We start from the raw sequence: 22,766 nt of genomic DNA on the forward strand, positions 1-22,766 counted from the left end.
CGAAGATCCTCGTCACACGCAGGCTAACGCCGGACCCTAGGCATCCCCAGGCCGATCCACGAGATGATCTCCCGCTGGATCTCGTTGTTGCCGCCGCCGAAGGTGAAGATGACGGCCGAGCGGTAGCCGCGCTCCAGCTCTCCGTGCAGCACCGCCCCCGCCGAGCCCTCCTTCAGCGCCGCTGGTGCGGCGACGATCTCCATCAGCCAGGCGTACGCGTCGCGGCGCGCCTCGGAGCCGTAGACCTTGACGGCGGAGGCGTCCTGCGGGGTCAGGGTGCCCTCCTGGACGGCGCTGACCATCCGCCAGTTGAGGAGCTTGAGGGCGTCGAGCCTGGTGTGGGTCCGGGCGAGGCGGCGGCGTACCCAGGGCAGATCGATCACCCGGCGGCCGTCGGCGAGCTTGGTCTCCCTCGCCCAGCGCTGGACGTCGTGCAGGGCGCGGATGGCCATGGTGCCGTGGGCGGCGAGGGTGACGCGCTCGTGGTTGAGCTGGTTGGTGATCAGGCGCCAACCCTGGTTCTCCTCGCCGACACGGCGGGAGACGGGGACGCGGATGTTCTCGTAGTAGCTGGCCGTGGTGTCGTGCGAGGCGAGGGTGTTGATGCGGGTGCAGGAGTAGCCGGGCTCGGTGGTCGGGACGAGGAGCATGGTGATGCCCTTGTGGGGCGGAGCCTCGGGGTCCGTGCGCGCGGCCAGCCACACCCAGTCGGCGGTGTCGCCGTTGGTCGTCCAGATCTTCTGCCCGTTGACGACGTAGGCGTCGCCGTCCCGCACGGCGCGCGTCCTCAGGGACGCGAGGTCGGTGCCCGCCTCGGGTTCGCTGTAGCCGATCGCGAAGTCGATCTCGCCGGAGAGGATCTTCGGCAGGAAGTACGCCCTCTGCTCGTCCGTGCCGTACCGCATGATCGTCGGGCCGACGGTGTTGAGCGCCATCAGGGGCAGCGGTACGCCCGCCTGGGCCGCCTCGTCGAAGAAGATGAACTGCTCCATCGCGCTCAGGCCGCGCCCGCCGTACTCCTCGGGCCAGCCGACGCCGAGCCAGCCGTCCGCGCCGAGCCGGCGGATCGTCCTGCGGTAGTGGCGCTTCTGGGCGGCCGGGTCGATGAAGCGGGTCCGGGCGAGGTCCGGCACCAGCTCGGCGAAGTAGTCGCGCAGTTCGCTGCGCAGCCGCTGCTGCTCGGGCGTGTATTCGAGATGCACGGCGCCTCCAGGCTCCCCAAGGGCGGTCCTGACGGCGCACACCGTAGAACGTGTTTCAGAAATTGGGAATGGCGACGCCGCGACGGCGTACGGGCGGGCTGCGGCGGACGCGGCCGGACGTCGGCCGGACGCCGACCGTCAGTCGAGCGTGGACATGAAGTCCGTGCAGGCCCGTGCGCAGTCCCGGCACGCCTTCGCGGCGTCCTCGGCGCCCGGGTACCGGTCGAATGCCTGGGCGCACTCCAGGCACACCGCCCGGGTCCACTCCAACTGGACGCGCAGGGCCGCCTCGTCGAGCTGGTTCTGCTCGGCCAGCACCCGACAGGTCGCGTCGCACACCTCGGCGCACAGGATGCCCTTGCGCCGCACGACTTCCTGCTCCTGGGTCCCGTCCGGATCCACCAGGCTGGCACGCAAGGCGCAGGCCCGGGCGCAGTCGGTGCAGGCCTGCGCGCACGCGAAGCGGTCCTCCAGGAACTGGACGAGCTGCTGCTGGGACGTTGTCGATGTCACACCGGTCGGGTAGCCGGTCCGGGTGGCTCCAAACCCGGTGCTCGCAAGGGTTCGGGCCGGTTTTTCGCGGCCCGCGCCGGGCACTCGGGCGGCGGTCGGACGATGACGGACGGAGGTGGGCGACATGCCCGGACGACAGGAGCTGCCGTCGACCCTGGAGCGCTCCCCCAAGGACGCGCAGCGGACCTGGATCAAGGCGCACGACTCGGCCGTCGAGAGCTACGGCGAGGGCGAGCGGGCCCACCGGGTCGCGTTCGGTGCGCTGAAGCACAAGTACGAGAAGGTCGGCGACCACTGGCAGCGCAAGGAGGGCGGCCGCAAGGGCCCCTCGGACCCGCAGTCCGCCCGCCCCCGCGGTCGCGGCGGCCGCAGCGGTGAGGGCGTCGACGAGAAGGCCTCCAAGCAGCACCTCTACGACCTGGCCCGCGGGCTGGACATCGACGGGCGCTCCCGGATGTCGAAGGCGGAGCTGCTCGACGCGATCCGCAAGGCGAACCGTTCGAGGACCCGCGCGGCACGATCGCGGTGATCGGGTTCACGTGGGACGCCAGGGGTACTCGCGCAGCCATGAACATCGCATGGACGGACATCGCCGCGGAAGGTGCGCTCGGCATCGGACTGCTCGTCGCCGGTCTGGTCGTCGTGGCGCTGCTCATCGGCGCCTTCGTACTGGGCGTCAGGGTCAGGCGCCGGGAGCCGCCTCCGCCGCGCCCCGAGGAACAGCCCCGTCTGCCCGAGGAGGGCCCGGTCCACGAGATCCGGGAGAACCGGGAGCCCGACGAGGTGCCCAGAAGCGACCACCGACTGACCCCGCACGAGATGCCTGCCCACGGCAACATGCCCTCCCGCCCCGGCCCGTCGAAGGAACGGCCCCGCTGGGACGAGGGCAGCAGCGGATCGTTCGGCAGCGGGGGCCCGGGCTGAACCCGACGCCCGCCCGGCAGCACCGGCCGTGAGCCGTCGCCGCCCCGCACCGTCCGGCCCTGTCCGGCCCCGTCCGATGCCGTCGCACACAGGGAAGTGAGAACCATGGCCGACCCCGCGCGCAACACGCTGCCGCTGCCCGACTACGACCACCTGCCGATCGGCGGACTGGAGAGCCGCGTGCGGTCGCTGACCACCGAAGAGGTGGAGGAGCTGCTGGCCTACGAGCGGTCGCACGCCGACCGGCTCCCGGTGACCGAGCTTCTGGCCGCGCGGCTGGAGCAACTCCAGGCCGGCGCGGAGCCCACGTCCGGCGACCCCGGCGCCCTGCGTCCGGAGCAGAGTGCGAGCCGGAGCGGCTCCCCGGTGTCCCCCTCGACATCGGCCGAGCCCTTCGGGCCGCCGCCGCACGGCACGCCGGACCAGCGCGGCAAGCCGAAGAGTGATCGTACGTGACCCTCCGTTTCCCGGCGCGGGCACGAGGGCACTCGTGATCCGTGCCGTGGAGGAGGAAAAGGGCCCGCGCCGAGGCGCGGGCCCGTCGTGCCGCTGAACGGGCCACCGACTACGTCGATAGCAGACTGCCGCTCCTGGAGGGCGGCCGTCTGCTGCGCAAGGCCTTCCCCGACCACTGGTCCTTCCTGCTGGGGGAGATCGCCCTCTACAGCTTCCTGGTCCTCTTGCTGAGCGGCGTCTGGCTGACGCTGTTCTTCCACCCGTCGATGATGGAGGTCGTCTACCACGGCTCGTACCGGCCGCTCGACGGCGTGCGCATGTCGGCGGCGTACGAGTCCACGCTGGACATCAGCTTCGACGTGCGCGGCGGCCTGCTGATCCGTCAGCTCCACCACTGGGCGGCCCTGGTGTTCCTCGCCGCGATCGGGCTGCACCTGCTGCGGATCTTCTTCACGGGCGCGTTCCGCCGGCCCCGCGAGGTCAACTGGCTGATCGGCGTGACCCTGTTCCTGCTGGCGCTGGCCGAGGGCTTCGCCGGCTACTCGCTGCCGGACGACCTGCTGTCGGGGACGGGCCTGAGAATCGCCCAGGGCATCATGCTGTCGATCCCGGTGGTGGGCACGTATGTGAGCATGTTCGCCTTCGGCGGGGAGTTCCCGGGCGAGGACATCGTCCCGCGGCTGTACGGGCTGCACATCCTGCTGCTCCCCGGACTGCTGCTCGCCCTGGTCTCCGTGCACCTGATCCTGGTCTTCCACCTGAAGCACACCCAGTGGGCGGGCCGCGGCCGTACGCGCCGCAACGCGGTGGGCAAGCCCATGTTCCCGCACTTCACGGCGACGTCGGGCGGCCTGTTCCTCATGGTCTTCGGCGTGCTGACGGTGCTCTCGGGGGTCGCGCAGATCAACCCGATCTGGGCGTACGGCCCCTACCGCCCGGACGTCGTGTCGACGGGTTCGCAGCCGGACTGGTACGTGGGCTTCCTGGAGGGCTCGCTGCGACTGGTGCCGCCCTGGGAGACGACGGTGGCCGGGCACACGGTGATGTGGAACGTGCTGCTGCCCGCGGTCGTGCTGCCGGGGCTCCTCTTCGCGGTGCTGTACGCGTACCCGTTCGTGGAGCGGTGGGTGACCGGTGACCGGGAGGAGCACCACCTGTGCGACCGGCCCCGCGACAAGCCCGTGCGCACGGGACTGGGTGTCGCGGCGGTCTGCTGCTACGGCGTCCTGCTCGCGGCGGGCGGCAACGACATCATCGCCTACGCCTTCGAAATCTCCGTGAACGCGCTGACCTGGGTGTTCCGCATCGCCTTCGTGCTGCTGCCGCCGATCGCGTACATGGTCACCAAGCGGATCTGCCTGGCGCTGCAGGACAAGGACCGGGAACGGCTGACGGAGGGCGAGGAGACCGGCGAGGTGCGGCAGACCATCGCGGGCGGGTACGAGGAGAGCCACGAGCCGCTCGACGAGGAGCGGCGGTACGTGCTGAGGAGCTACGGCTACCGCGTCGAGGAGGGGCGGGAGTTGTCGGCGGAGGAGTCGGAGCGCTGAGCGCCCCGGGCCGCGTACTGGAACACCATGCCGAACACTCCGTGGCCGAGCACGCCGACGCCCAGCAGGAACAGCCACAGGCCATAGACCACGCCGAGCGCCGCCAGGGCGGAGCCCACTGCCGTGGTGATCGGCCAGGGGCTGCTCGGCGGGAAGAAGGCGAGCGGCCCGGCGCCGTCGACGACTTCGGCGTCCGGACGGTCCTGGGCCCTGAGGCCGCGCCTGCGGTACTGCGTGTGCAGGAAGAACGCGACGAGGGCGGCCATCAGGAAGGCTACGACCAGGACGGCGGTGCCGGCGGGCTCCTTGGACCGCCAGCCGTAGCCGACGGCGGTGACGAGGAAGAACCCCGCCACGCCGATGAACAGCCGGGACTCGGTCTTCACTGCACATGCCTTTGGTCGAGGCGGCTGATGTCGGGATGGTGCAGATCGAACGCCGGGGACTCGGAGCGGATCCGGGGCAGCGCCGTGAAGTTGTGGCGCGGGGGCGGGCAGGAGGTGGCCCATTCGAGGGAACGGCCGTATCCCCAGGGGTCGTTCTCGGCCACCCGCCTGCCGTACTGGGCGGTGCGCCAGACGTTGTGGAGGAACGGCAGGGTGGACAGGCCGAGCAGGAACGCGCCGATCGAGCTGATGGTGTTCAGGAGCGTGAAGCCGTCCGCGGCCAGGTAGTCGGAGTAGCGGCGCGGCATGCCCTGCTCACCGAGCCAGTGCTGGACCAGGAACGTGGTCTGGAAGCCGACGAAGAGGGTCCAGAAGTGGATCTTGCCGAGGCGTTCGTCGAGCAGCTTGCCGGTGAGCTTCGGCCACCAGAAGTAGAAGCCGCCGAACATCGCGAAGACGACCGTGCCGAACAGCACGTAGTGCAGGTGGGCGACGATGAAGTACGAGTCGGTGAGGTGGAAGTCCAGCGGCGGGGAGGCGATGATGACGCCGCTCATCCCGCCGAGCAGGAACGTCACCAGAAAGCCGAAGGCCCACAGCATGGGCGTCTCGAAGGACAGGGAGCCCCTGATCATCGTGCCGATCCAGTTGAAGAACTTCACACCGGTCGGCACCGCGATGAGGAACGACATCAGGGCGAAGAACGGCAGCAGCACGGCTCCGGTGGCGAACATGTGGTGGGCCCACACCACGGCGGACAGCATGGTGATGGCTATGGTGGCGCCGATGAGACTGAGGTAGCCGAAGATCGGTTTACGGCTGAACACCGGGATGATCTCGGAGATGATCCCGAAGAACGGCAGCGCGACGATGTACACCTCGGGATGCCCGAAGAACCAGAACAGGTGCTGCCACAGCAGTGCGCCGCCGCTCGCCGCGTCGTAGATGTGCGCCCCGAACTTGCGGTCCGCCTCCAGGGCGAGCAGGGCGGCGGTGAGGACGGGGAACGCGGGCAGGACCAGGATCGAGGTGAACAGCACGTTCCAGGTGAACAGCGGCATCCGGAACATGGTCATGCCGGGGGCGCGCAGGCACAGGATGGTGGTGATGAAGTTGACCGCGCCGAGGGTGGTGGAGACCCCGGTCACCACCAGGCCCATGGTCCACAGGTCGCCGCCCGAGCCGGGGCTGCGGACCGCGCTGTTGAGGGGCGCGTAGGCGAACCAGCCGAAGCTCGCGGCTCCGCCGGGCACGACGAAGCCGGCCACGACCATCAGGCCGCCGAACAGGTACAGCCAGTACGACAGGGCGTTCAGCCGCGGGAACGCCACGTCCGGGGAGCCGATCTGCAGCGGCATGACCGCGTTGGCGAACCCGGCGAACAGGGGGGTCGCGAACAGCAGCATCATGACGGTGCCGTGCACGGTGAACAGCTGGTTGTACTGGTCGTTGCCGAACAACTGGAGCCCCGGGCGGGCGAGTTCGGCCCGCATCAGCAGGGCGAGGACGCCACCGAGGAGGAAGAAGCCGAAGGCGGTCGTCAGGTAGAGGTTGCCGATCACCTTGTGGTCGGTGGTCGTCGCCCACCGCACCAACGCCCGGCCGAGTCTTTCTCGCGGCCGGGCCGGTGTCGCACGCACCCGCCCGGTCCTGCTGTCCACCGCCATGCGCCGCTGGGTACCCCGGCGGCGAGGGCGTCAGTCCTGCGCGCCGGGGCATTCACCCGTGCGCCTCACCTCCGGCCCCGGTCGGGGTGTCAGGCGTTCCAGGACCATTCCGCGACCTCCGGCAGGTCGGTGCCGTGCTCGCGGATCCAGGCGTGGTGGCGGGTGCGGGCGTCGGCCATCTGCTGCCGTACGGCCGCGGCGCGCACCGCCAGGCCGGGGACGCGGTCGATGACATCCATGACCAGGCGGTAGCGGTCGAGGTCGTTGCGGACGACCATGTCGAACGGCGTGGTCGTGGTGCCCGACTCCTTGTAGCCGCGCACGTGCAGGTTCGAGTGGCCGTTGCGCCGGTAGGCGAGCCGGTGGATCAGCCACGGGTAGCCGTGGTAGGCGAAGATCACCGGCTTGTCGGCGGTGAACAGGCCGTCGTACTCGAAGTCGGGCATGCCGTGCGGGTGTTCCTCGCGCGGCATCAGCCGGGCGATGTCGACGACGTTGACGACCCGCACGGCGAGATCGGGCAGGTGGCGGCGGAGCAGCTGGGCGGCGGCCAGGGTCTCCTGCGTGGGTACGTCACCGGCGCAGGCGAGGACCACGTCCGGTTCGCCGCCGTTCTCGGAGCCCGCCCAGTCCCAGACGCCGGCGCCGCGCGCGCAGTGGGTGACGGCCTGGTCCATGGACAGCCAGTCGAAGCAGGGCTGCTTGCCGGCGACGATCACGTTCACGTGGTCCCGGCTGCGCAGCGCGTGGTCGGCGACCGAGAGCAGCGTGTTGGCGTCCGGCGGCAGGTAGACCCGGACCACCTCGGGGCTCTTGTTGAGGACGTGGTCGACGAAACCGGGGTCCTGGTGGGAGAAGCCGTTGTGGTCCTGCCGCCACACGTGCGAGGTGAGCAGGTAGTTGAGGGAGGCGAGGGGGGCGCGCCAGGACAGCTCCCTGGACGTCTTCAGCCATTTGATGTGCTGGTTGACCATCGAGTCGACGATGTGCACGAACGCCTCGTAGCTGGAGAACAGCCCGTGCCGCCCGGTGAGGAGGTAGCCCTCCAGCCAGCCCTGGCAGGTGTGCTCGGAGAGGATCTCCAGCACCCGGCCGTGCCGGTCGAGGTGTTCGTCGACCGGGAGGGTCCGCGCCTGCCACGCCTTGCCGCCGGCGTCGAGGACGGCCTGGAGGCGGTTGGAGGCGGTCTCGTCCGGGCCGACGACGCGGAAGTCGCGGCGGGCGGAGGTGTCCTTCATGACCTGTTCGAGGAGGTCGCCGAGGACCCGGGTCGGCTCGTGCAGGGTGGTGCCGGGCTTGTCGACCGGCACCGCGAAGCGGTCGAGGGAGGGCAGCGGCAGCTCGCGCACGAGCAGGCCGCCGTTGGCGTGCGGGGTGGCGCCGAGCCGCCGCGCGCCCTCGGGGACGCAGGCGAGGACGTCGGCGACGGGCCGGCCGTCGGCGTCGAACAGTTCCTCGGGGCGGTACGACCGCAGCCACGCCTCCAACTGCCGCAGATGCTCGGGGTTCTCGCGGACGCCGGCCAACGGGACCTGGTGGGAGCGCCAGGTGCCCTCGACGGGCACGCCGTCGACCTCGGCGGGTCCGGTCCAGCCCTTGGGGGTGCGCAGGACGATGACGGGCCAGTGCGGCCGCTGCGCGTGCCCGCCGCCCTCCTCGCGGGCCGTGCGCTGGAACGTCGCGATGCGGTCGAGCGCCGCGTCGAGGGCGCGGGCCATGGCGCGGTGGACGGTGGCCGGGTCGTCGCCGGCGACGTGGATCGGTTCGTGCCCGTAGCCGCGCAGCAAGGCGTCGAGTTCGGACTCGGGAAGGCGGGACAGCACCGTCGGGTTGGCGATCTTGTAGCCATTGAGGTGCAGGATCGGCAGGACGGCGCCGTCGTGCACCGGGTCGAGGAACTTGTTCGAGTGCCAGGAGGCGGCCAGCGGTCCGGTCTCCGCCTCGCCGTCGCCGATCACACAGGCGACCACCAGGTCCGGGTTGTCGAAGGCGGCGCCGTACGCGTGGGAGAGCGCGTACCCGAGCTCACCGCCCTCGTGGATCGAGCCCGGCGTCTCCGGGGCCACGTGGCTCGGGACGCCGCCGGGGAAGGAGAACTGCCTGAAGAGGCGTCCCATGCCGGCCGCGTCCCGGCCGACGTCCGGGTACGTCTGGCTGTACGACCCCTCCAGCCAGGAGCCCGCGAGCACGGACGGGCCGCCGTGGCCCGGGCCCCACACGCACAGGGCGTCCAGGCCGCGCGCCTTGATCACGCGGTTGAGGTGGGTGTGCACGAGGTTCAGTCCGGGCGAGGTGCCCCAGTGGCCGAGCAGCCGCGGTTTGATGTGCTCCGCCCGCAGGGGCTCGCGCAGCAGCGGGTTGGCCAGCAGGTAGATCTGTCCGGCGGCCAGATAGTTGGCGGCCCGCCAGTGGGCGTCCAGGGTGCGCAGCTCGTCGTCGGTCAGTACGGTGCTGTTCTGGTGTTCGAGCTCGGGCATCGGTGACTCCGTAAGGCGTCGCGTGGGTCGTCGGCGGGGGTCGACGGGCGGTGGGAGACGGCATGGCCGGCAACAAGGCTGAGAAGCTGCCGCGCAAGGTGTACGAGAAGGAACTGCTGCGCCTGCAGACGGAGTTGGCGAAGCTGCAGGAGTGGGTGCGCGCGGAGGGCGCCCGACTCGTCGTCGTCTTCGAAGGCCGGGACGCGGCGGGCAAGGGCGGCACCATCAAACGGGTCACCGAGCACCTCAACCCGCGCGTGGCGCGCATCGCGGCCCTGCCGAAGCCGACCGAGCGCGAGCGCACGCAGTGGTACTTCCAGCGCTACATCGGGCATCTGCCGGCCGCCGGGGAGATCGTGCTGTTCGACCGGAGCTGGTACAACCGGGCCGGCGTCGAGCATGTCATGGGCTTCTGCACCAAGGAGGAGTACCAGCTCTTTCTGCGCCAATGCCCGATTTTCGAGCGGATGCTGGTGGAGGACGGGATCCTGCTGCGCAAGTACTGGTTCTCGGTGAGCGACGAGGAGCAGCAGGAGCGCTTCCGGCGCCGGCTGGAGGATCCCCTGCGGCGCTGGAAGCTGTCCCCGATGGACCTGGAGTCGATCACCCGTTGGGAGGAGTACTCCCGGGCCAAGGACGAGATGATGGTGCACACCGACATCGTCGAAGCGCCGTGGTTCGTCGTGGAGAGCGACGACAAGCGCCGGGCCCGGCTGAACATGATCGCCCATCTGTTGGACTCCGTGCCGTACAAGGACGTGCTTCCTCCGGTGCTGGAACTGCCCGATCGACCGGATTCGACCGGCTATCAGCGTCCCCCGCGCGATCTGCAGACCTTCGTCCGGGACCACGCGGCCGACCTGTGAGCCGGGTCCGCCGTGGAAACGACCGCGTCACGGCGCCCCCTCCCTCGTCCGGACGACGGCGACCGGGCACTGCGCATGGTGCAGCAGCGCCTGGCTGACCGAGCCCAGCAGCAGCCCGGCGAAACCGCCCCGGCCGCGCGCGCCGACCACGACGAGGCCGGCGTCGGCGCTCGCCTCGATGAGGGTGTGACGGATCCGGCCGCGCACGAGCCTGCGGTGCACCTCGACGTCCGGGTACCTCTCCCCCATCCCGCTCAGCGCTTCGGCGAGCACCCGCTGCTCCTCGTCGCGCAGCCGGTCCTCGTCGTACGTGACGAAGGGCGGGTCGGAGGGGCCGGCGTAGGCGCGGTCGGTCCGGGTGTTCCAGGCGTGCAGCGCGACCAGGTCCGTGCCGTGCAGCGACGCCTCCGCGAAGGCGAACTCGACGGCTCCCTTCGCCGCGGGTGAGCCGTCGACGGCCAGGAGGACGGGCCCGCCGGGTTTCGGCCGGTCGCGCACCACCAGTACGGGGCAGGCGGCGTGGGCGGCGAGATGCCCGGCGGTGGAGCCGAGCAGCAGGGCGCCGAACCGACTGTGGCCCCGGCTGCCGACGACCGCCAGGGAGGCCGTGCGGGACTCGATCTCCAGCACCAGCACCGGTTCACCGACGACGACTTCGCGCATGATGTCGATCCCGGCGGCGGTCTCGTGAGCGAGCCGCTCGGCCTTGGTGAGTGTGCCGTCGACCAGCTCGCGCATTCCGGCGCTGCCCGACGGCCAGGGCCGGCCGCCCGGCGGCACATGCGCGGCCGGCCACCCGAAGGCGTGCACCAGCCGGAGCCCCACTCCCCGCAGGCCGGCCTCGCGCGCCGCGACCTCCACGGCCACCAGACTCGACGGCGAGCCGTCCACCCCTACGACAACCGGGCCGTTCATCGCGCTCCCCTTTCCGGGCGGGATCCGCAGGCGCCGTACGGCTTCCGAGGGTGGGCCCCGCCGGGTCCGTACGGCCCTTCTCCGGGCGGGTCCCCGCCCGGGCCGCCCATGACGCGCGCGGACAGCACCGCTTTTCTCCCGGCCTCGTCCGTCCCTGCTCTCCAGCCTCGCCCCGCCGACCGGATCCCGCACAGCTTGAAGCGGCGGGGTGCACAAGCGCGCCTGCTCGGGTACTCGGTGTCGCGCCGACATCGGAGGTGCGTCATGTCCGGACCTGTCGTCGTCGGACTCGACGGTTCACCCGCGAGCGTGACGGCCGCCTGGTGGGCCGCCCGGGAAGCGGCGGACCGGCGTCTGCCCGTCGTACTGCTGCACTCGTGGACCACCCAGCCGCTGGACCTGCCCGCCGGGCAGGAGGCGCAGGCCAAGCGGCGCCACGGCGACGAGGTGCTCACCCGGACGTCGGCCGAGTTGCTGCGCCGCCACCCCGCCCTGTCCGTGACGACCCAGCTCGTCCCGTACCCCGCCGCCCAGGCGCTCCTGGAGCGTGGCGAGAGCGCGTCCATGCTGGTGCTGGGCTCGCGCGGGCACGGGTCGGTGGCGGGCTTCCTGCTCGGCGCGATCAGCCTGCGCGTGCTGGGCCTGGCACCCTGCCCCGCTGTCGCCGTCCGGGCGGACGACCCTGCCGTCGAGGCGGGCCGGGACCACCCCGCGGCGGCGGACCGGGACGAGATCGTGGTCGGGGTGCAGGAGCCGGGAGCGGTCACCGATCCGCTGCTGGAGTTCGCGTTCACCGCGGCCGGGGCGCACGGCGCGGGCCTGCGCGCGGTGCGGGCCCTGCCGCTGTGCGCCCCGGCCACCGAGGCCGGGGAGGACCTGGAGGCGCAGGAGCGCAGGCGGCTGGCGGAGGCCCTGGCGCCGTGGCGGGACAAGTTCCCGGACGTGCCCGTCATCGAGCACGTGGCCACGGGCGCCGCCACGCACGTCCTGCTGGCCGCGACCTCCCGAGGCTGCCTGACCGTGGTCGGCCGCAGGCTCCACCCGTCGCAGCTGGCCTGGAAGCTCGGCCCCGTCGCCCACGCGGCGCTCCACCACATCCCGTGCCCCGTCGCCGTGGTCCCCCACGACTGACCTCCCGGGGCGGCCTCGCACCGGTCATTCCGGGAGTTCCAGCCGCATCGTCTGCCCCGGCTCGACGCTCAGCGCCCGGTCCGGCAGACGTACCTCGATCGGGGACGCGTCGGACGACGGTACGGCGATCTCCAGCTTGCCGCGCTCCAGGCGCAGCCGCACGCCCCAGTGGCCCTGGTAGCGCAGGGCGAACCCGTACGAGGACAGCTCGGGCAGCGGCACGGGGTCGAGCCACAGCGCGCCGCCCCTGGTCTCCAGGCCGGTCAGCCCGCGCTGGACCAGGTCGAGCGTGCCGGCCATGGCGCCCAGGTGGATGCCCTCGCCGGTGGTGCCGCCCTGGACGTCCGCGATGTCGCCCTGGAGGGCCTCCTGGCAGAACTTCCACGCCTCCGCCCGCCGGGCCCTCGCCAGCACCCAGCCGTGGACGAGGCCGCTGAGGGTGGAGCCGTGGCTCGTGCGGTGCAGGTAGTAGTCGACGGTGCGCTGCCAGGTCTCCTCGTCCAGCCGCAGCCCCAGCCGGTGGAACAGGCTCCGCAGCTCGGCCGGGGAGAAGAGATAGCCGAGCATCAGCACGTCGGCCTGCTTGGAGGCCTGGTAGCGGTTGACGGTGTCGCCCTCCGCCTCCAGGATCCGGTCCAGGCGGCGGATGTCCCCGTACCGCTCGCGATAGCCGTCCCAGTCGAGCTCGGCGAGCTTGCCGTAGCCCTCGAACTGGCTGATGACGTCGTCGTGGAAGGGGATGTGCAGCGTGTGGGAGACGTCCTCCCACAGTTCGGTCTCGCCGCCGTCCAGTCCGGTGCGCTCGACGAGTTCGCGGCGGCGGGGCTCGGGCAGCGCGTCCAGGAGTTCCAGGGTGCGGGTGAGCACCCAGGCGGCGGTGACGTTCGTGTACGCGTTGTCGTCCAGGCCGGGCCGTTCGGCGTCCGGGTACGCCTCGTGGTACTCGTCCGGGCCGACCACGCCCTTGATGCGGTGGCGGCCCAGTGCCTCGTCGTAGACGGCCTTGTCGCCCCAGAACCGGGCGATCTGGAGCAGCATCTCGGCGCCCTTGGTGTGCAGGAACTCCATGTCGCCGCTCGCCTCGCAGTACTGCCACACGTTGTAGGCGATCGCCGAGCCCACGTGGTGCTGGAGGTGGGAGTGGTCGGGCAGCCAGCGTCCCGAGCGCGGGTTGAGGTGGAGCTGCTGGGTCTCCTCGCGTCCGTCGCTGCCGCTCTGCCAGGGGTACATCGCGCCCCGGCGACCGACCCTGCGGGCCGCGGTGCATGCCTGTTCGAGACGCCGGTGGCGGTAGCGCAGGAGGGCGCGGGAGGTCTCGGGGAAGTGCAGGTTGAGGTAGGGCAGGACGAACAGTTCGTCCCAGAAGACGTGGCCGCGGTAGGCCTCGCCGTGCATGCCGCGCGCGGGCACGCCGACGTCGAGGTCGGCGGTGTGCGGGGAGAGGGTCTGCAGGACGTGGAAGAGGTGCAGTCGCAGGATGCGGCCGGACTCGCCGGGGACGTCGAGTTCGGCGCGGCGCCAGAGCTGGTCCCAGGCGGTGAGGTGCGACGCAGCCAGGGCGTCGAAGCCGGGGGCCCGGTCCACCCGGTCGACGGCGGCGTGCAGCGGGTCGCTGATGGCCGGGTCGCGGGAGGTGTGCAGGGCGACGGTCTTGTCGACGGTGACGGTGCGGCCGGGTGCCAGGTCGAGGGTCAGCCGCTGGATGGCGTACGGCGGTTGGTGATGGATCGCGGCCGGTGCCTCGGCCGTCAGCCGGGCCGCCATGCCGACGCGGATGTCCGAGGTGCGGGTACGGCAGCGCAGCCACACGGTCTCCGCGTCGGCGCTGCCGGTCTGCACATGGGTGAGGTGGCGGCCGTCCAGGTCCCGGTAGCGGGGCACGCCGGCGTTGGTGACGCCGCCGTCGAGGGCGGCTTCCACTTCGAGTGGCCCGGAGAATCCCGCGACCGTGAACTCGGTGCGCAGTGCGCCGATATGAGGGTCGGCCATGTGTACGAGCCGCTGCTGTCGTACCGTGAGCGCCCGGTCGTCGCCGAGGTCGTAGCGCGTGCGGCGTTCCAGCAGCCCGGCGGACAGGTGCAGCATCTGGCGGTGTTCGAGCACGGTCGCGTTGTCGGGGGTGAGCCAGGGTCCGCCGGGGAGGCGGAAGCGCAGGGGCAGCCAGTTCGGGAGGTTGACCATGTCCTCGTTCTCGACCTGGCGGCCGGCCACCTCGGAGATGAGCCGGTTGTAGATGCCGGCCACATACGTCCCCGGGTAGTGGATCTCGTCGGCGGCGCACTCCGGCAGTGCCCCGCGGGTGGCGAAGTAGCCGTTGCCGAGGGTGCACAGCGACTCGCGCAGGCGTTGGTCGGCGGGCTCGTAGCCCTCGTACTCCCAGCTCCAGGCCGTCACTTCGGCGCTCCTCCCGAGCAGAGTTCCGCGAGATCACGTACGACGAGGTCGGCGCCGTGCCGCAGGAGCCGCGCCCCGGTGTCCGCGCCGGCCGCGCGGTCGACGCCGACGACCAGGGCGAACCCGCCGCGCCGCCCCGCCTCGACGCCGGCCAGGGCGTCTTCCACGACGGCGGCACGGTCGGCGGAGGCGCCGAGCCTGCGGACGGCCTCCAGGAACAGGTCGGGCGCCGGCTTGCCCGCCAGGCCCAGGCGGGCCGCCTCGCCGCCGTCCACGAGGACGTCGAACAGGTCGAGCACGCCGGCCCGGCTCAGCAGCTCACCGGCGTGCCGGGACGCGGAGGCGGCCGCGCGCGGCACCCCGGCGTCCCGCAGGGCCTGTACCAGCCGTACGGTCCCCGGATAGGCGTCGACGCCGTGTTCGCGCAGGCGTTCGGTGAAGAGGTGTTCCTTGTCCGCCGCGACGGCGCGCACGGTCTGGTCCGAGGCGTCGATGCCGCGTGCGGCGAGGAAGGCGGCGGCTCCGTCGAGGCGGGACTTGCCGTCCACGTGGCGCAGGTAGTCGTCCCGCTCGTCGAACGGTCGGCGCCGGTCGGGGTCCTCGGGCGGGTGGGCGCGCAGAAAGGCGTCGAAGGCCGCCTTCCAGGCGGCGGCGTGCACCTGGGCCGAGTCGGTGATCACCCCGTCGGTGTCGAAGACGACGGCGCGTACGTCCCGCAGGGCCGGGGCGAGGCCCGCGGGGGCCGTCTCGGAGCCGTCATGTCGGCGCATGGTCACTCCTGCCGCGGTGCGACGGGGGCCGTGGCGCTCGGGCAGGCCGGCGGAACGCCGCGGGCGGGGGTCTCGCCGGTGGTGCGACGTGCCCGCAGGTCGTCCTCGTACACGGGTCGACGCCACGCTCGCAGGACGTCCGGCGTGCCTGTGCGCGCCGTCGCCTCTCGGTACGCGAACCGCACGGCCTGCTCACCTCCGCTCGCCGTTTCTCCCGCTCGGATCCGCTCATGGGTACCCGCCAGATGCGACATGTCACCTCGGGCGACGACGACCGAGCGATGTGGGCGGCCCGTGACGGTCGGCGGGACCGCGATCGGCGGCAGGACGGCGGGCTCACCGGGGTCGCGAGGCTCCATGGCACCCACCGCCTTTCGTGCCGCCGCAGGTGGTGCGGCGCGGTGTTCCCCTCCACGGTCGCACGCGCGGCGCGGCGGCAGCAGGGCGGGCGACCCGCCCGGGGCATGTGAGGTGCCTTGCGAGCCGGCCCTCGGGCTGACACGGCGCGCTCGCGCGCCTCGTCCCTCAGTCCCCCCGGTACAACGCGCTGAGCAGCTCGATCGCCGCCTGGGCGGCGGGATGCGGGTCGTCGCGCCACCAGGCCAACCGTACGGCGATGGGTTCGGCGTCCCGTACCGGTCGGTAGACGACGCCGGGGCGCGGGTACTGGTTGGCGGTGGCCTCGGCGGTGACGCCGACGCAGCGGCCGGTGGAGATGACCGTGAGCCAGTCGTCGACGTCGTGCGTCTCCTCGGTCGCCGGCCGCCCGTCGGGCGGCCACAGTTCGGTGGTCGTGGTGCCGGTGCGGCGGTCGACGAGGAGGGTTCGGCCGCTGAGGTCGGCCAGGCGGATCGCGCGCCGCCGGGCCAGCGGGTCGTCGGCGGCGACCGCGCACAGCCGCCGTTCCAGCCCGACGATGGCGGAGTCGAAGCGCCGGTCGTCCACCGGCCGGCGTACGACGGACAGGTCGCAGGCGCCCTCCGCGAGTCCCGCGGTGGCCGAGTTGACGCGCACGAGCTGCAGATCGGTCCCGGGGTGCGCGGCGGCCCAGCGGCGCTGGAAGGCCGGGGTGTGCCGGCCGAGCGCCGCCCAGGCGTAGCCCATCCGCAGCCGGTCGTGCCCGGAGCGGGCTTCCCGGACCAGGTCGTCCACCTCGCCGAGCACCCGCCGGGCGTGGGCCAGGACGCGCAGCCCGGTCCCCGTCGCGGCCACCTCGCGGGAGGTCCGCCGCAACAGCCGTACGCCCAGGGCGCGTTCGAGCGAGGCCAGTGAGCGGGAGACGGCCGCCTGGGAGACGCCCAGGGCGATGGCGGCGTCGGTGAACGTGCCCTCGTCGACGATCGCGACGAGACAGCGCAACTGCCTCAGCTCCACATCCATGAGCCAAGCGTATAGATGGTGGAGCGGGCGCATTTTGCGCAAAGATCACGCGGGCCCACGATCGGCGCATGCGCATCCGACCCGCACCCGTGTCCGCCCCGACGCCCGCCCCCGCGCCCGCCCCGGCGGCCCCGCTCGTACCTGCCGCGCCGGCCGGCGGACGCCTCGCCGGTGTGGCCACGATGGTCGGCAGCGGTCTGTCGAACCAGACCGGCGCCGCGATCGGTTCCCTCGCCTTCCCGGTCCTGGGCCCCATCGGCGTCGTCGCCGTACGCCAGTACGTCGCCGCCCTCGTCCTGCTGGTCGTCGCCAGGCCGAGTCCGCGTACGTTCACCTGGCGCGAGTGGTGGCCGGTCGCCTCGCTGGCCCTGGTGTTCGGCACCATGAACCTCTCGCTGTACTCCGCGATCGACCGTGTCGGCCTGGGCCTGGCGGTGACCCTGGAGTTCCTGGGCCCGCTCACCATCGCCCTGGCGACCTCGCGCCGCCGCGTGGACGTCGGCTGCGCGGTGATCGCCGCGGCCGGCGTCGTCACCCTGATGCGTCCGCGGCCCTCGACCGACTACCTCGGGATGGCCCTGGGCCTGCTGGCCGCCGTCTGCTGGGCGTCGTACATCCTGCTCAACCGCACCGTCGGCCGGCGCATCCCCGGCGCCCAGGGCGCGGCGGCCGCGGCCGCTCTGTCCGCCGTGATGTTCCTGCCGGTCGGCATCGCCGTCGCCCTTCGGAACCCACCGACGGCGGGTGCCCTGGCGTGCGCGGTCGCCGCCGGTGTCCTCTCCTCGGCCGTGCCGTACCTCGCGGACCTGTTCACCCTGCGACACGTACCGGCCCGGGCCTTCGGGCTGTTCATGAGCGTCAATCCGGTCCTCGCCGCCGCCGTCGGATGGATCGGCCTGGGTCAGGCCCTGGGCGGCCCGGAGTGGGCGGGCATCGGCGCCATCGTCGCCGCCAACTCGCTCAGCATCCTGACGTCACGGAGCTGACGCGCAGTCATTCGGTGGCCGTCCTCTCCGCAGGGGGCGTCAGTGTCTGCCAATGGACGGTGCGGTCGCACCAGCGCTCCAGGAGCGTGCGGTCGTGGCCGACGGCGAGCAGGCCGGCGCCGGACGCGGCTCTGTAGTCCTCGACGGCCGCGACCAGCGCGGCGCTTGTGGAGGCGTCCAGCATGGCGGTCATCTCGTCGCAGATCAGCCACCGGGGCCGTAGGACGAGGGCGCGGGCGAGGCAGGCGCGTTGCAGTTGGCCGTCGCTCACTTCGTGCGGGCGTCTGGTCAGCAGGTCGGGGGTGAGGCCGACGGTCGCGGCCAGCTCGGGGACGAGGCCGGGTATCTCCGCGCGGCGCCCGGTGGCGCGCAGGGGCTCGGCGATCAGGTCGGTGAGCCGCAGACGCGGGTCGGCGGAGAGCCGGGGCTGCTGGAAGACGACGCCGAAGGCGGTGCGCAGTTCGCGCGGAGCACGGTGACGCCAGCGGTGTACGGGGGTGCCGTCGACGACCAGGGTCCCGGAGTCGGGGCGGTGCAGCAGGGCCGCGACGCGGGCGAGGGTGGACTTGCCGCACCCGCTGGGGCCGAGGAGGCCGACGGCCTCACCGGGCTTCACGGTCAGGGAGACGTCACGCACGACGGGGGTGCGGCGGTCGTAGCCGGCCGTGAGGGCACGCAGTTCAAGCACGGACGTCCTCCGTGACGTGCGGGCGGTGGCAGGCGACCCCGTGCGTCAGGGTCGGCCGGGCGGCGCAGGAGTCGGCGGCCCGGTCGCAGCGGGCGGCGAAGGCGCAGCCGTCGGGGAGGGCGTCCAGTTCGGGAGGCATGCCCGGGACCGGGGTGAAGGCGCGGTCCGGGAGGGCCTGCAGCAGGCCGTGGCTGTAGGGGTGGCGGGGTCCCGGGGCGCCGAAGAAGGCGGCCGCGTCCGCGAGTTCGACGACGCGGCCCGCGTACATGACGGCGACCCGGTCCGCGATGCGCTCGGCCGCGGTGAGGTCGTGGGTGATCATCAGCAGGGCCCGGCCGGCGATGTCGACGTGGCGCCGCAGTTCGTCCACCGTGTGGTCCACGAGGTCGCGGTCGAGTCCGGTGGTCGGCTCGTCGGCGAGGAGCACTGGTGCGTCGCCGACGAGGGCGAGGGCGGTGGCGGCGCGCTGGGCGAGGCCGCCGGAGAGTTCGTGCGGGTGCCGGTCGAGGTGGTCCGCGGGGAACGCGGCACGTTCGGCGGCTGCTTCGGCCGCGGCACGCAGCGCCGTCCGGCCCCGGGTCGCGGTCAGCGCGGCGACCGTCTCCTCCAGCTGGGAGCGGATGGTCCGCACGGGCGTGAGGTGCGCGGCCGGGCTCTGCGGAACGAGGGCGATACGGCGGCCCCGGACCGTGCGGGCCAGGGTGCGCTCGTCGGCCGCGAGCAGGTCGAGGTCGCCGAGGCGGGCCTCTCCGGCGGTCTGCGCGTTGGCGGGGAGCAGGCCGAGGAGGGCGGAGGCGAGCACGGACTTGCCGCAGCCGCTCTCCCCGATCAGCGCCAGGCACTCACCGGCCCCGACGTCGAAGTGGGCGTCGGTGACGGCGGCGACGCGGCGACCTGAGGGCATCAGGAAGCGCACCGACATACCGCGTACGGACAGCGCCACGGGTCGCTCGGTCACAGCATCAGCTCCGATCGGCGGCGCGGGTTGATCCGCTCCCGCCAGGCTCCGGCGAGACCGGCGAGGGCGAGGGTGGGGACGATGAGGAAGAGGCCGGGGAACAGGGTCGGCCACCACTGCCCGGCCAGGAGTGAGCCGCGCGCGTTCTGGATGAGGGTGCCGAGGCTCGCCGTGTGGGTCGGCAGCCCGAGCCCGAGGAAGGACAGCGCCGACTCGTGCCACATGGCGTGCGGCACCATGAGGACGGCGGCGAGGGCGGCCTGGGGCAGCACGGCGGGCAGCAGGTGCCGTACCGCCACCCGCCATCGGGACGCGCCCCCGCAGACGGCGGCGTCGATGTACGGGCGGGAGCGCAGGGAGAGGACCTCGGCGCGGACGATCCGGGCCGTGGACAGCCAGTGGGTGAGCGCCACCGAGACCACCACCGGCCAGACGCCCGGGCGGAACATGGCGACGATGAAGATGCCGAGCAGCAGGTGCGGCACGGACGAGAACGTGTCGACCAGCCGCATGATGCCCCGGTCCGCCCAGCCGCCCAACGCGCCGGCGGTGGCACCGACGGCGGTGCCGATGACCGTGGCGGTGAGGGCCGCGGCCAGGCCCACGAGCAGCGAGACCCGCAGGCCGTAGACGCAGCGCAGCAGCAGGTCGCGCCCGACGTCGTCGGTGCCGAACGGGTGGGCCCAGGACGGCGGTCGCAGCTTCGCGGCCAGGTCGACGGCCTGCTGGTCGAGCTGGACGAGCGGCGGTACGAGCAGGACGGCGAGGACGGTCACGGCGACCAGCGCGCCGGAGGCGCGTACCCGGACCTTGCGGGTGGAGCGGCGCTCGGTGCCGTAGGACCGCCACTTCTTCTCGACTGCGGCGTCAGCCATGGGAGTCACATGTCACTGAGCTTCACCCTCGGGTCGAAGAGTCCGTACAACAGGTCCGCGAGCAGGTTGCCGACCAGGACGGCGGCGGTGGCCAGCGTGGTCAGGGCGGCGAGCAGCGGGAAGTCGACGGCGGTGGCCGCCTCGACGGTGGCCGCCGCGATGCCGGGCCAGCCGAAGACGCTCTCCACCAGCAGCGCGCCGGTGATGAGTTCGGGGACCCGGGAGCCGATCAGCGTGAGGACCGGCAGCAGTCCGCAGCGCAGGGCGTGGCCGAGCAGGACGGTGCGTTCGCTCAGGCCGCGGGCGCGGGCGCCGCGCACCGGGTCCTCGGCGAGTGCGTCGCCGACGCCCTGGCGGACGTACAGGGTGAACCACGGGAGTTGGGAGAGGGCGAGCACGCCCGCGGGCAGCACGAGGTGGCTCGTGACCTGGCCCGCGGTGACCTGTTCGCTGGCGGTGTCGGTCAGGCCGCCCGCCGGGAGGACGTCCAGGCGGAGGGCGAACAGCCAGATGGCGAGCAGGGCGATCCAGAAGACCGGGGCGGCCTCCAGGGTGTAGGCGAGCGAGGTGACGGTGCGGTCGAGCCACGATCCGGGGCGGCGGGCCGCGAGGACCCCGAGCACCGTGCCGACCGTCACGGCGACGGCGAACGCGACCGCGCACAACAGCGTGGACCACACCAGGCGTTCGCCGATCACCTGGGCCACCGGCTGCCGCATCACGCTGGACTGGCCGAGGTCGCCGGAGAGCGCGGACGTCAGCCACCGCCACCAGCGCACGGCGAAGGGGTCGTCCACGCCGAGATTGGCGCGCAGCCGGTCCAGGGTCTCCTGGTCGGCGCCGAGCGCGGCGGTTCCGGCGTATGCCTTGACGGGGTCGAAGGGGGAGGCGGCGGCGATCGCGAACGCGCCGAAGGTGACGACGAGGACGACGGGTACGGCGAACAGGGCCCGCCGTCCCGCCAGTCGTGCCATCGCTCCCCAGGGGAGTCGGGTCACTGCTTCGGCTGCCAGTCCTGGAGGTTCCACCAGGGGCCGCTGGCGAAGCCGTGCTCGTGCGGCTCGACCTGGGTGCTCAGCCCGTCCCAGCGGTCGGCGAGCACGTAGACGTGGTCGATGTGGGTGAGGAACGTGTAGCCGGGGTCCTTCACCAACTCCCGCTGGAGCGTGTCGTACGCGGCTTTGCGGGCGGCCTTGTCCTGGCTGCGGCGGCCGGTGTCCAGCGCCTCGTCCACGGCCGGGTTGTCGTAGCGGCCCATGTTGTTGAAGCCGTCGCCGGCGAGGGAGGAGTGCAGCATGGTGTAGAGACCGAAGTCGGGGTCGCCGGTGCTGCCGAAGCCCGCGAGGACCGCGTCGTTCCTCATCCGCGGTTCGATGACCTCCCAGGTGGCGCTCTCCACCTTGACCTCGATGCCGGCCTTCTTGGCGTCGGAGGCGTAGGCGAGGGCGTGGTCCTGGCGGACCTTGTCGCCGGAGGGGTGGAGAAGGGTGAAGGCGGCCCGCCGTCCGTCCTTGGCTCGGATGCCGTCGTCGCCGGCCTTCCAACCCGCCGCGTCCAGTACGCGGTTGGCCGCGGCGAGGTCCTGGGAGCGTTCGATGCCCTTCGCGAACCAGGGGTCGCCGACGGGAAGCGGCCCGTACGCCGGCCGGCCCGCGCCGTCGAGGATCTTGTCGACCATCGCCTCGCGGTCCACGGCGGCGTCGAGCGCCCGGCGGATCGCCCGGTCACCGGTGACCTTGTGCGCGGTGGGGAGGGTGACGGTGCGGTAGTCGTAGGACTTCGCCTGGTAGGTCTTCCTGCCGCTGTCGCCCTCGAAGGTGGCGGCGAGGTTGGGCGGGAGGACCGCGCCGTCCAGGTCGCCGGAGCGCAGTCGGGTGGCGCGTACGTCGTCGTCCTCGACGATCGCCATGGTGACGGTCTTCACCTTCGGTGCGCCGCCCCAGTAGTGCGGGTTGGCCTTGAAGGTGAGCTTCTCGCCCTTGCGCCAGTCGGCCAGGACGTACGGGCCGGTGCCGATCGGCTCGGTGTTGAAGGGGCCGGTGTTGGGGTCCTGCTCGCCCGCGACGTGCTCGGGGACGATGGGCAGGACGGTGCGGTCGGCGAAGGGGGCGTAGGGGTACTTGAGCGTGAAGACGACCTTGTCGTCGCCGTCCGCCCGCACCTCCTTGATGGCCTCCAGCTCGCTCCGGGAGCTGTTGTTGGTCTTCCCGTCCAGGATCGTCCGGTACGTGAACACCACGTCGGCCGAGGTCAGCGGCTCGCCGTCACTGAACTCGACGCCCTCGCGCAACGTGTAGGTGTACGTGCGGCCGCCGTCGCCCACGTCCGGCAGGGCCTTCGCCAGCGCGGGTCTCAGCTTCAGGTCGGCGTCGCGGGCGAGCAGACCGTCGAAGATCTTGGAGTTGCCGTCCTTGCCGTACCCGAGCAGCGGACTGAGGGTGTCCGGCTCCGAGGCCACGCCGATGACCACGGAGTCGGCGGTCCCGCCGTTCCCGGAGCCGGCGCCGGAGCCGCCGGGCGCCGAGCACGCGGCCGCTCCGGTGGCCAGCGCCGCCGCGATGGCGGCACCTCGTATCCGTCCGGACGTCATGACCTCACACCCTTACTGCCGAGAGAATGTTGTTGCAT

Annotated in this window: 22 protein-coding genes; 7 read left to right on the forward strand and 15 right to left on the reverse strand. The window is 72.4% G+C overall.

Annotated features, from left to right (window positions below):
* Positions 1 to 23: 23 nt before the first annotated feature.
* Together ABZ078_RS00485 and ABZ078_RS00490 are read right to left on the reverse strand one after the other, a co-directional pair.
* The gene (locus ABZ078_RS00485) at positions 24 to 1,202 is read right to left on the reverse strand and encodes an acyl-CoA dehydrogenase family protein (protein ID WP_356570226.1); all 1,179 of its coding nucleotides are present in this window, start codon (positions 1,200 to 1,202) and stop codon (positions 24 to 26) included.
* Positions 1,203 to 1,340: 138 nt separating this feature from the next.
* The gene (locus ABZ078_RS00490; protein ID WP_356570227.1) at positions 1,341 to 1,715 is read right to left on the reverse strand and encodes a ferredoxin; all 375 of its coding nucleotides are present in this window, start codon (positions 1,713 to 1,715) and stop codon (positions 1,341 to 1,343) included.
* A 124-nt stretch (positions 1,716 to 1,839) separates the two neighbouring features.
* Here ABZ078_RS00490 and ABZ078_RS00495 point away from each other — a divergent pair, with 124 nt between their 5' ends.
* The 4 genes from ABZ078_RS00495 to ABZ078_RS00510 all read left to right on the forward strand — a co-directional run bounded on the left by ABZ078_RS00495 (position 1,840) and on the right by ABZ078_RS00510 (position 4,645).
* Positions 1,840 to 2,244 (forward strand): ChaB family protein, encoded by a 405-nt coding sequence (locus ABZ078_RS00495; protein WP_356570228.1) that lies wholly within the window; start codon positions 1,840 to 1,842, stop codon positions 2,242 to 2,244.
* A gap of 38 nt (positions 2,245 to 2,282) precedes the next feature.
* Positions 2,283 to 2,639, forward strand: coding sequence for a DUF6479 family protein (locus ABZ078_RS00500; protein ID WP_356570229.1), 357 nt, complete (start codon positions 2,283 to 2,285; stop codon positions 2,637 to 2,639).
* 105 nt (positions 2,640 to 2,744) lie between these two features.
* Positions 2,745 to 3,095, forward strand: a complete 351-nt coding sequence (locus ABZ078_RS00505) for a hypothetical protein (protein ID WP_356570230.1) — start codon at positions 2,745 to 2,747, stop codon at positions 3,093 to 3,095.
* 41 nt (positions 3,096 to 3,136) lie between these two features.
* Entirely contained in the window at positions 3,137 to 4,645 is a 1,509-nt protein-coding gene (locus tag ABZ078_RS00510) for a ubiquinol-cytochrome c reductase cytochrome b subunit (RefSeq protein ID WP_356570231.1), read from the forward strand.
* Here the strand turns inward: ABZ078_RS00510 and ABZ078_RS00515 are convergent.
* The 3 genes from ABZ078_RS00515 to ABZ078_RS00525 all read right to left on the reverse strand — a co-directional run bounded on the left by ABZ078_RS00515 (position 4,594) and on the right by ABZ078_RS00525 (position 9,175).
* A complete protein-coding gene (locus tag ABZ078_RS00515) occupies positions 4,594 to 5,031 on the reverse strand; it encodes a cytochrome c oxidase subunit 4 (RefSeq protein WP_356570232.1) in 438 nt (145 codons plus the stop codon). The two genes, ABZ078_RS00510 and ABZ078_RS00515, sit on opposite strands and share 52 nt — an antisense overlap.
* A complete protein-coding gene (gene ctaD, locus ABZ078_RS00520) occupies positions 5,028 to 6,698 on the reverse strand; it encodes a cytochrome c oxidase subunit I (protein ID WP_356570233.1) in 1,671 nt (556 codons plus the stop codon). Before ctaD ends, ABZ078_RS00515 begins: the two co-directional genes overlap by 4 nt.
* 89 nt (positions 6,699 to 6,787) lie before the next feature.
* Entirely contained in the window at positions 6,788 to 9,175 is a 2,388-nt protein-coding gene (locus tag ABZ078_RS00525) for a phosphoketolase family protein (RefSeq protein ID WP_356570234.1), read from the reverse strand.
* A 62-nt stretch (positions 9,176 to 9,237) separates the two neighbouring features.
* Here ABZ078_RS00525 and ppk2 point away from each other — a divergent pair, with 62 nt between their 5' ends.
* Positions 9,238 to 10,041, forward strand: coding sequence for a polyphosphate kinase 2 (gene ppk2 / locus ABZ078_RS00530; RefSeq protein WP_356570235.1), 804 nt, complete (start codon positions 9,238 to 9,240; stop codon positions 10,039 to 10,041).
* A gap of 27 nt (positions 10,042 to 10,068) precedes the next feature.
* Here the strand turns inward: ppk2 and ABZ078_RS00535 are convergent, their stop codons facing one another.
* Positions 10,069 to 10,956, reverse strand: coding sequence for a universal stress protein (locus ABZ078_RS00535; RefSeq protein WP_356570236.1), 888 nt, complete (start codon positions 10,954 to 10,956; stop codon positions 10,069 to 10,071).
* 264 nt (positions 10,957 to 11,220) lie between these two features.
* Between ABZ078_RS00535 and ABZ078_RS00540 the strand changes: the two genes are divergently transcribed.
* Positions 11,221 to 12,087 carry a universal stress protein gene (locus ABZ078_RS00540; RefSeq protein WP_356570237.1) on the forward strand — a complete coding sequence of 289 codons (867 nt, stop codon included), beginning with the start codon at positions 11,221 to 11,223 and terminating at the stop codon, positions 12,085 to 12,087.
* A 24-nt stretch (positions 12,088 to 12,111) separates the two neighbouring features.
* Here ABZ078_RS00540 and ABZ078_RS00545 read toward each other — a convergent pair whose 3' ends face one another.
* The 4 genes from ABZ078_RS00545 to ABZ078_RS00560 all read right to left on the reverse strand — a co-directional run bounded on the left by ABZ078_RS00545 (position 12,112) and on the right by ABZ078_RS00560 (position 16,631).
* Positions 12,112 to 14,481 (reverse strand): glycosyl hydrolase family 65 protein, encoded by a 2,370-nt coding sequence (locus tag ABZ078_RS00545; protein WP_356570238.1) that lies wholly within the window; start codon positions 14,479 to 14,481, stop codon positions 12,112 to 12,114.
* The gene (locus ABZ078_RS00550) at positions 14,478 to 15,251 is read right to left on the reverse strand and encodes an HAD-IA family hydrolase (protein WP_356570239.1); all 774 of its coding nucleotides are present in this window, start codon (positions 15,249 to 15,251) and stop codon (positions 14,478 to 14,480) included. The genes ABZ078_RS00545 and ABZ078_RS00550 overlap by 4 nt, the downstream gene beginning before the upstream one ends.
* Positions 15,252 to 15,253: 2 nt before the next feature.
* The gene (locus ABZ078_RS00555; RefSeq protein WP_356570240.1) at positions 15,254 to 15,610 is read right to left on the reverse strand and encodes a hypothetical protein; all 357 of its coding nucleotides are present in this window, start codon (positions 15,608 to 15,610) and stop codon (positions 15,254 to 15,256) included.
* Between the two features lie 166 nt (positions 15,611 to 15,776).
* Entirely contained in the window at positions 15,777 to 16,631 is an 855-nt protein-coding gene (locus ABZ078_RS00560; protein ID WP_356570241.1) for a LysR family transcriptional regulator, read from the reverse strand.
* 68 nt (positions 16,632 to 16,699) lie between these two features.
* Between ABZ078_RS00560 and ABZ078_RS00565 the strand changes: the two genes are divergently transcribed.
* A complete protein-coding gene (locus ABZ078_RS00565) occupies positions 16,700 to 17,617 on the forward strand; it encodes an EamA family transporter (protein WP_356570242.1) in 918 nt (305 codons plus the stop codon).
* 7 nt (positions 17,618 to 17,624) lie between these two features.
* Here ABZ078_RS00565 and ABZ078_RS00570 read toward each other — a convergent pair whose 3' ends face one another.
* From ABZ078_RS00570 to ABZ078_RS00590, 5 genes are read right to left on the reverse strand one after another with little or no spacing between them, the layout of a single operon-like run.
* On the reverse strand, positions 17,625 to 18,305 hold the full coding sequence (locus ABZ078_RS00570) for an ATP-binding cassette domain-containing protein (protein ID WP_356570243.1): 681 nt from the start codon (positions 18,303 to 18,305) through the stop codon (positions 17,625 to 17,627).
* Complete coding sequence (locus ABZ078_RS00575) at positions 18,298 to 19,227, reverse strand: ABC transporter ATP-binding protein (RefSeq protein WP_356570463.1); 930 nt, start codon at positions 19,225 to 19,227, stop codon at positions 18,298 to 18,300. Before ABZ078_RS00575 ends, ABZ078_RS00570 begins: the two co-directional genes overlap by 8 nt.
* A gap of 32 nt (positions 19,228 to 19,259) precedes the next feature.
* On the reverse strand, positions 19,260 to 20,138 hold the full coding sequence (locus ABZ078_RS00580; RefSeq protein ID WP_356570244.1) for an ABC transporter permease: 879 nt from the start codon (positions 20,136 to 20,138) through the stop codon (positions 19,260 to 19,262).
* Positions 20,139 to 20,143: 5 nt separating this feature from the next.
* Positions 20,144 to 21,112, reverse strand: coding sequence for an ABC transporter permease (locus ABZ078_RS00585; protein WP_356570245.1), 969 nt, complete (start codon positions 21,110 to 21,112; stop codon positions 20,144 to 20,146).
* Between the two features lie 20 nt (positions 21,113 to 21,132).
* On the reverse strand, positions 21,133 to 22,728 hold the full coding sequence (locus tag ABZ078_RS00590) for an ABC transporter substrate-binding protein (RefSeq protein ID WP_356570246.1): 1,596 nt from the start codon (positions 22,726 to 22,728) through the stop codon (positions 21,133 to 21,135).
* Positions 22,729 to 22,766: the final 38 nt, after the last annotated feature.

The organism is Streptomyces sp. NPDC006385 (assembly GCF_040612485.1).
Lineage (GTDB): Bacteria > Actinomycetota > Actinomycetes > Streptomycetales > Streptomycetaceae > Streptomyces.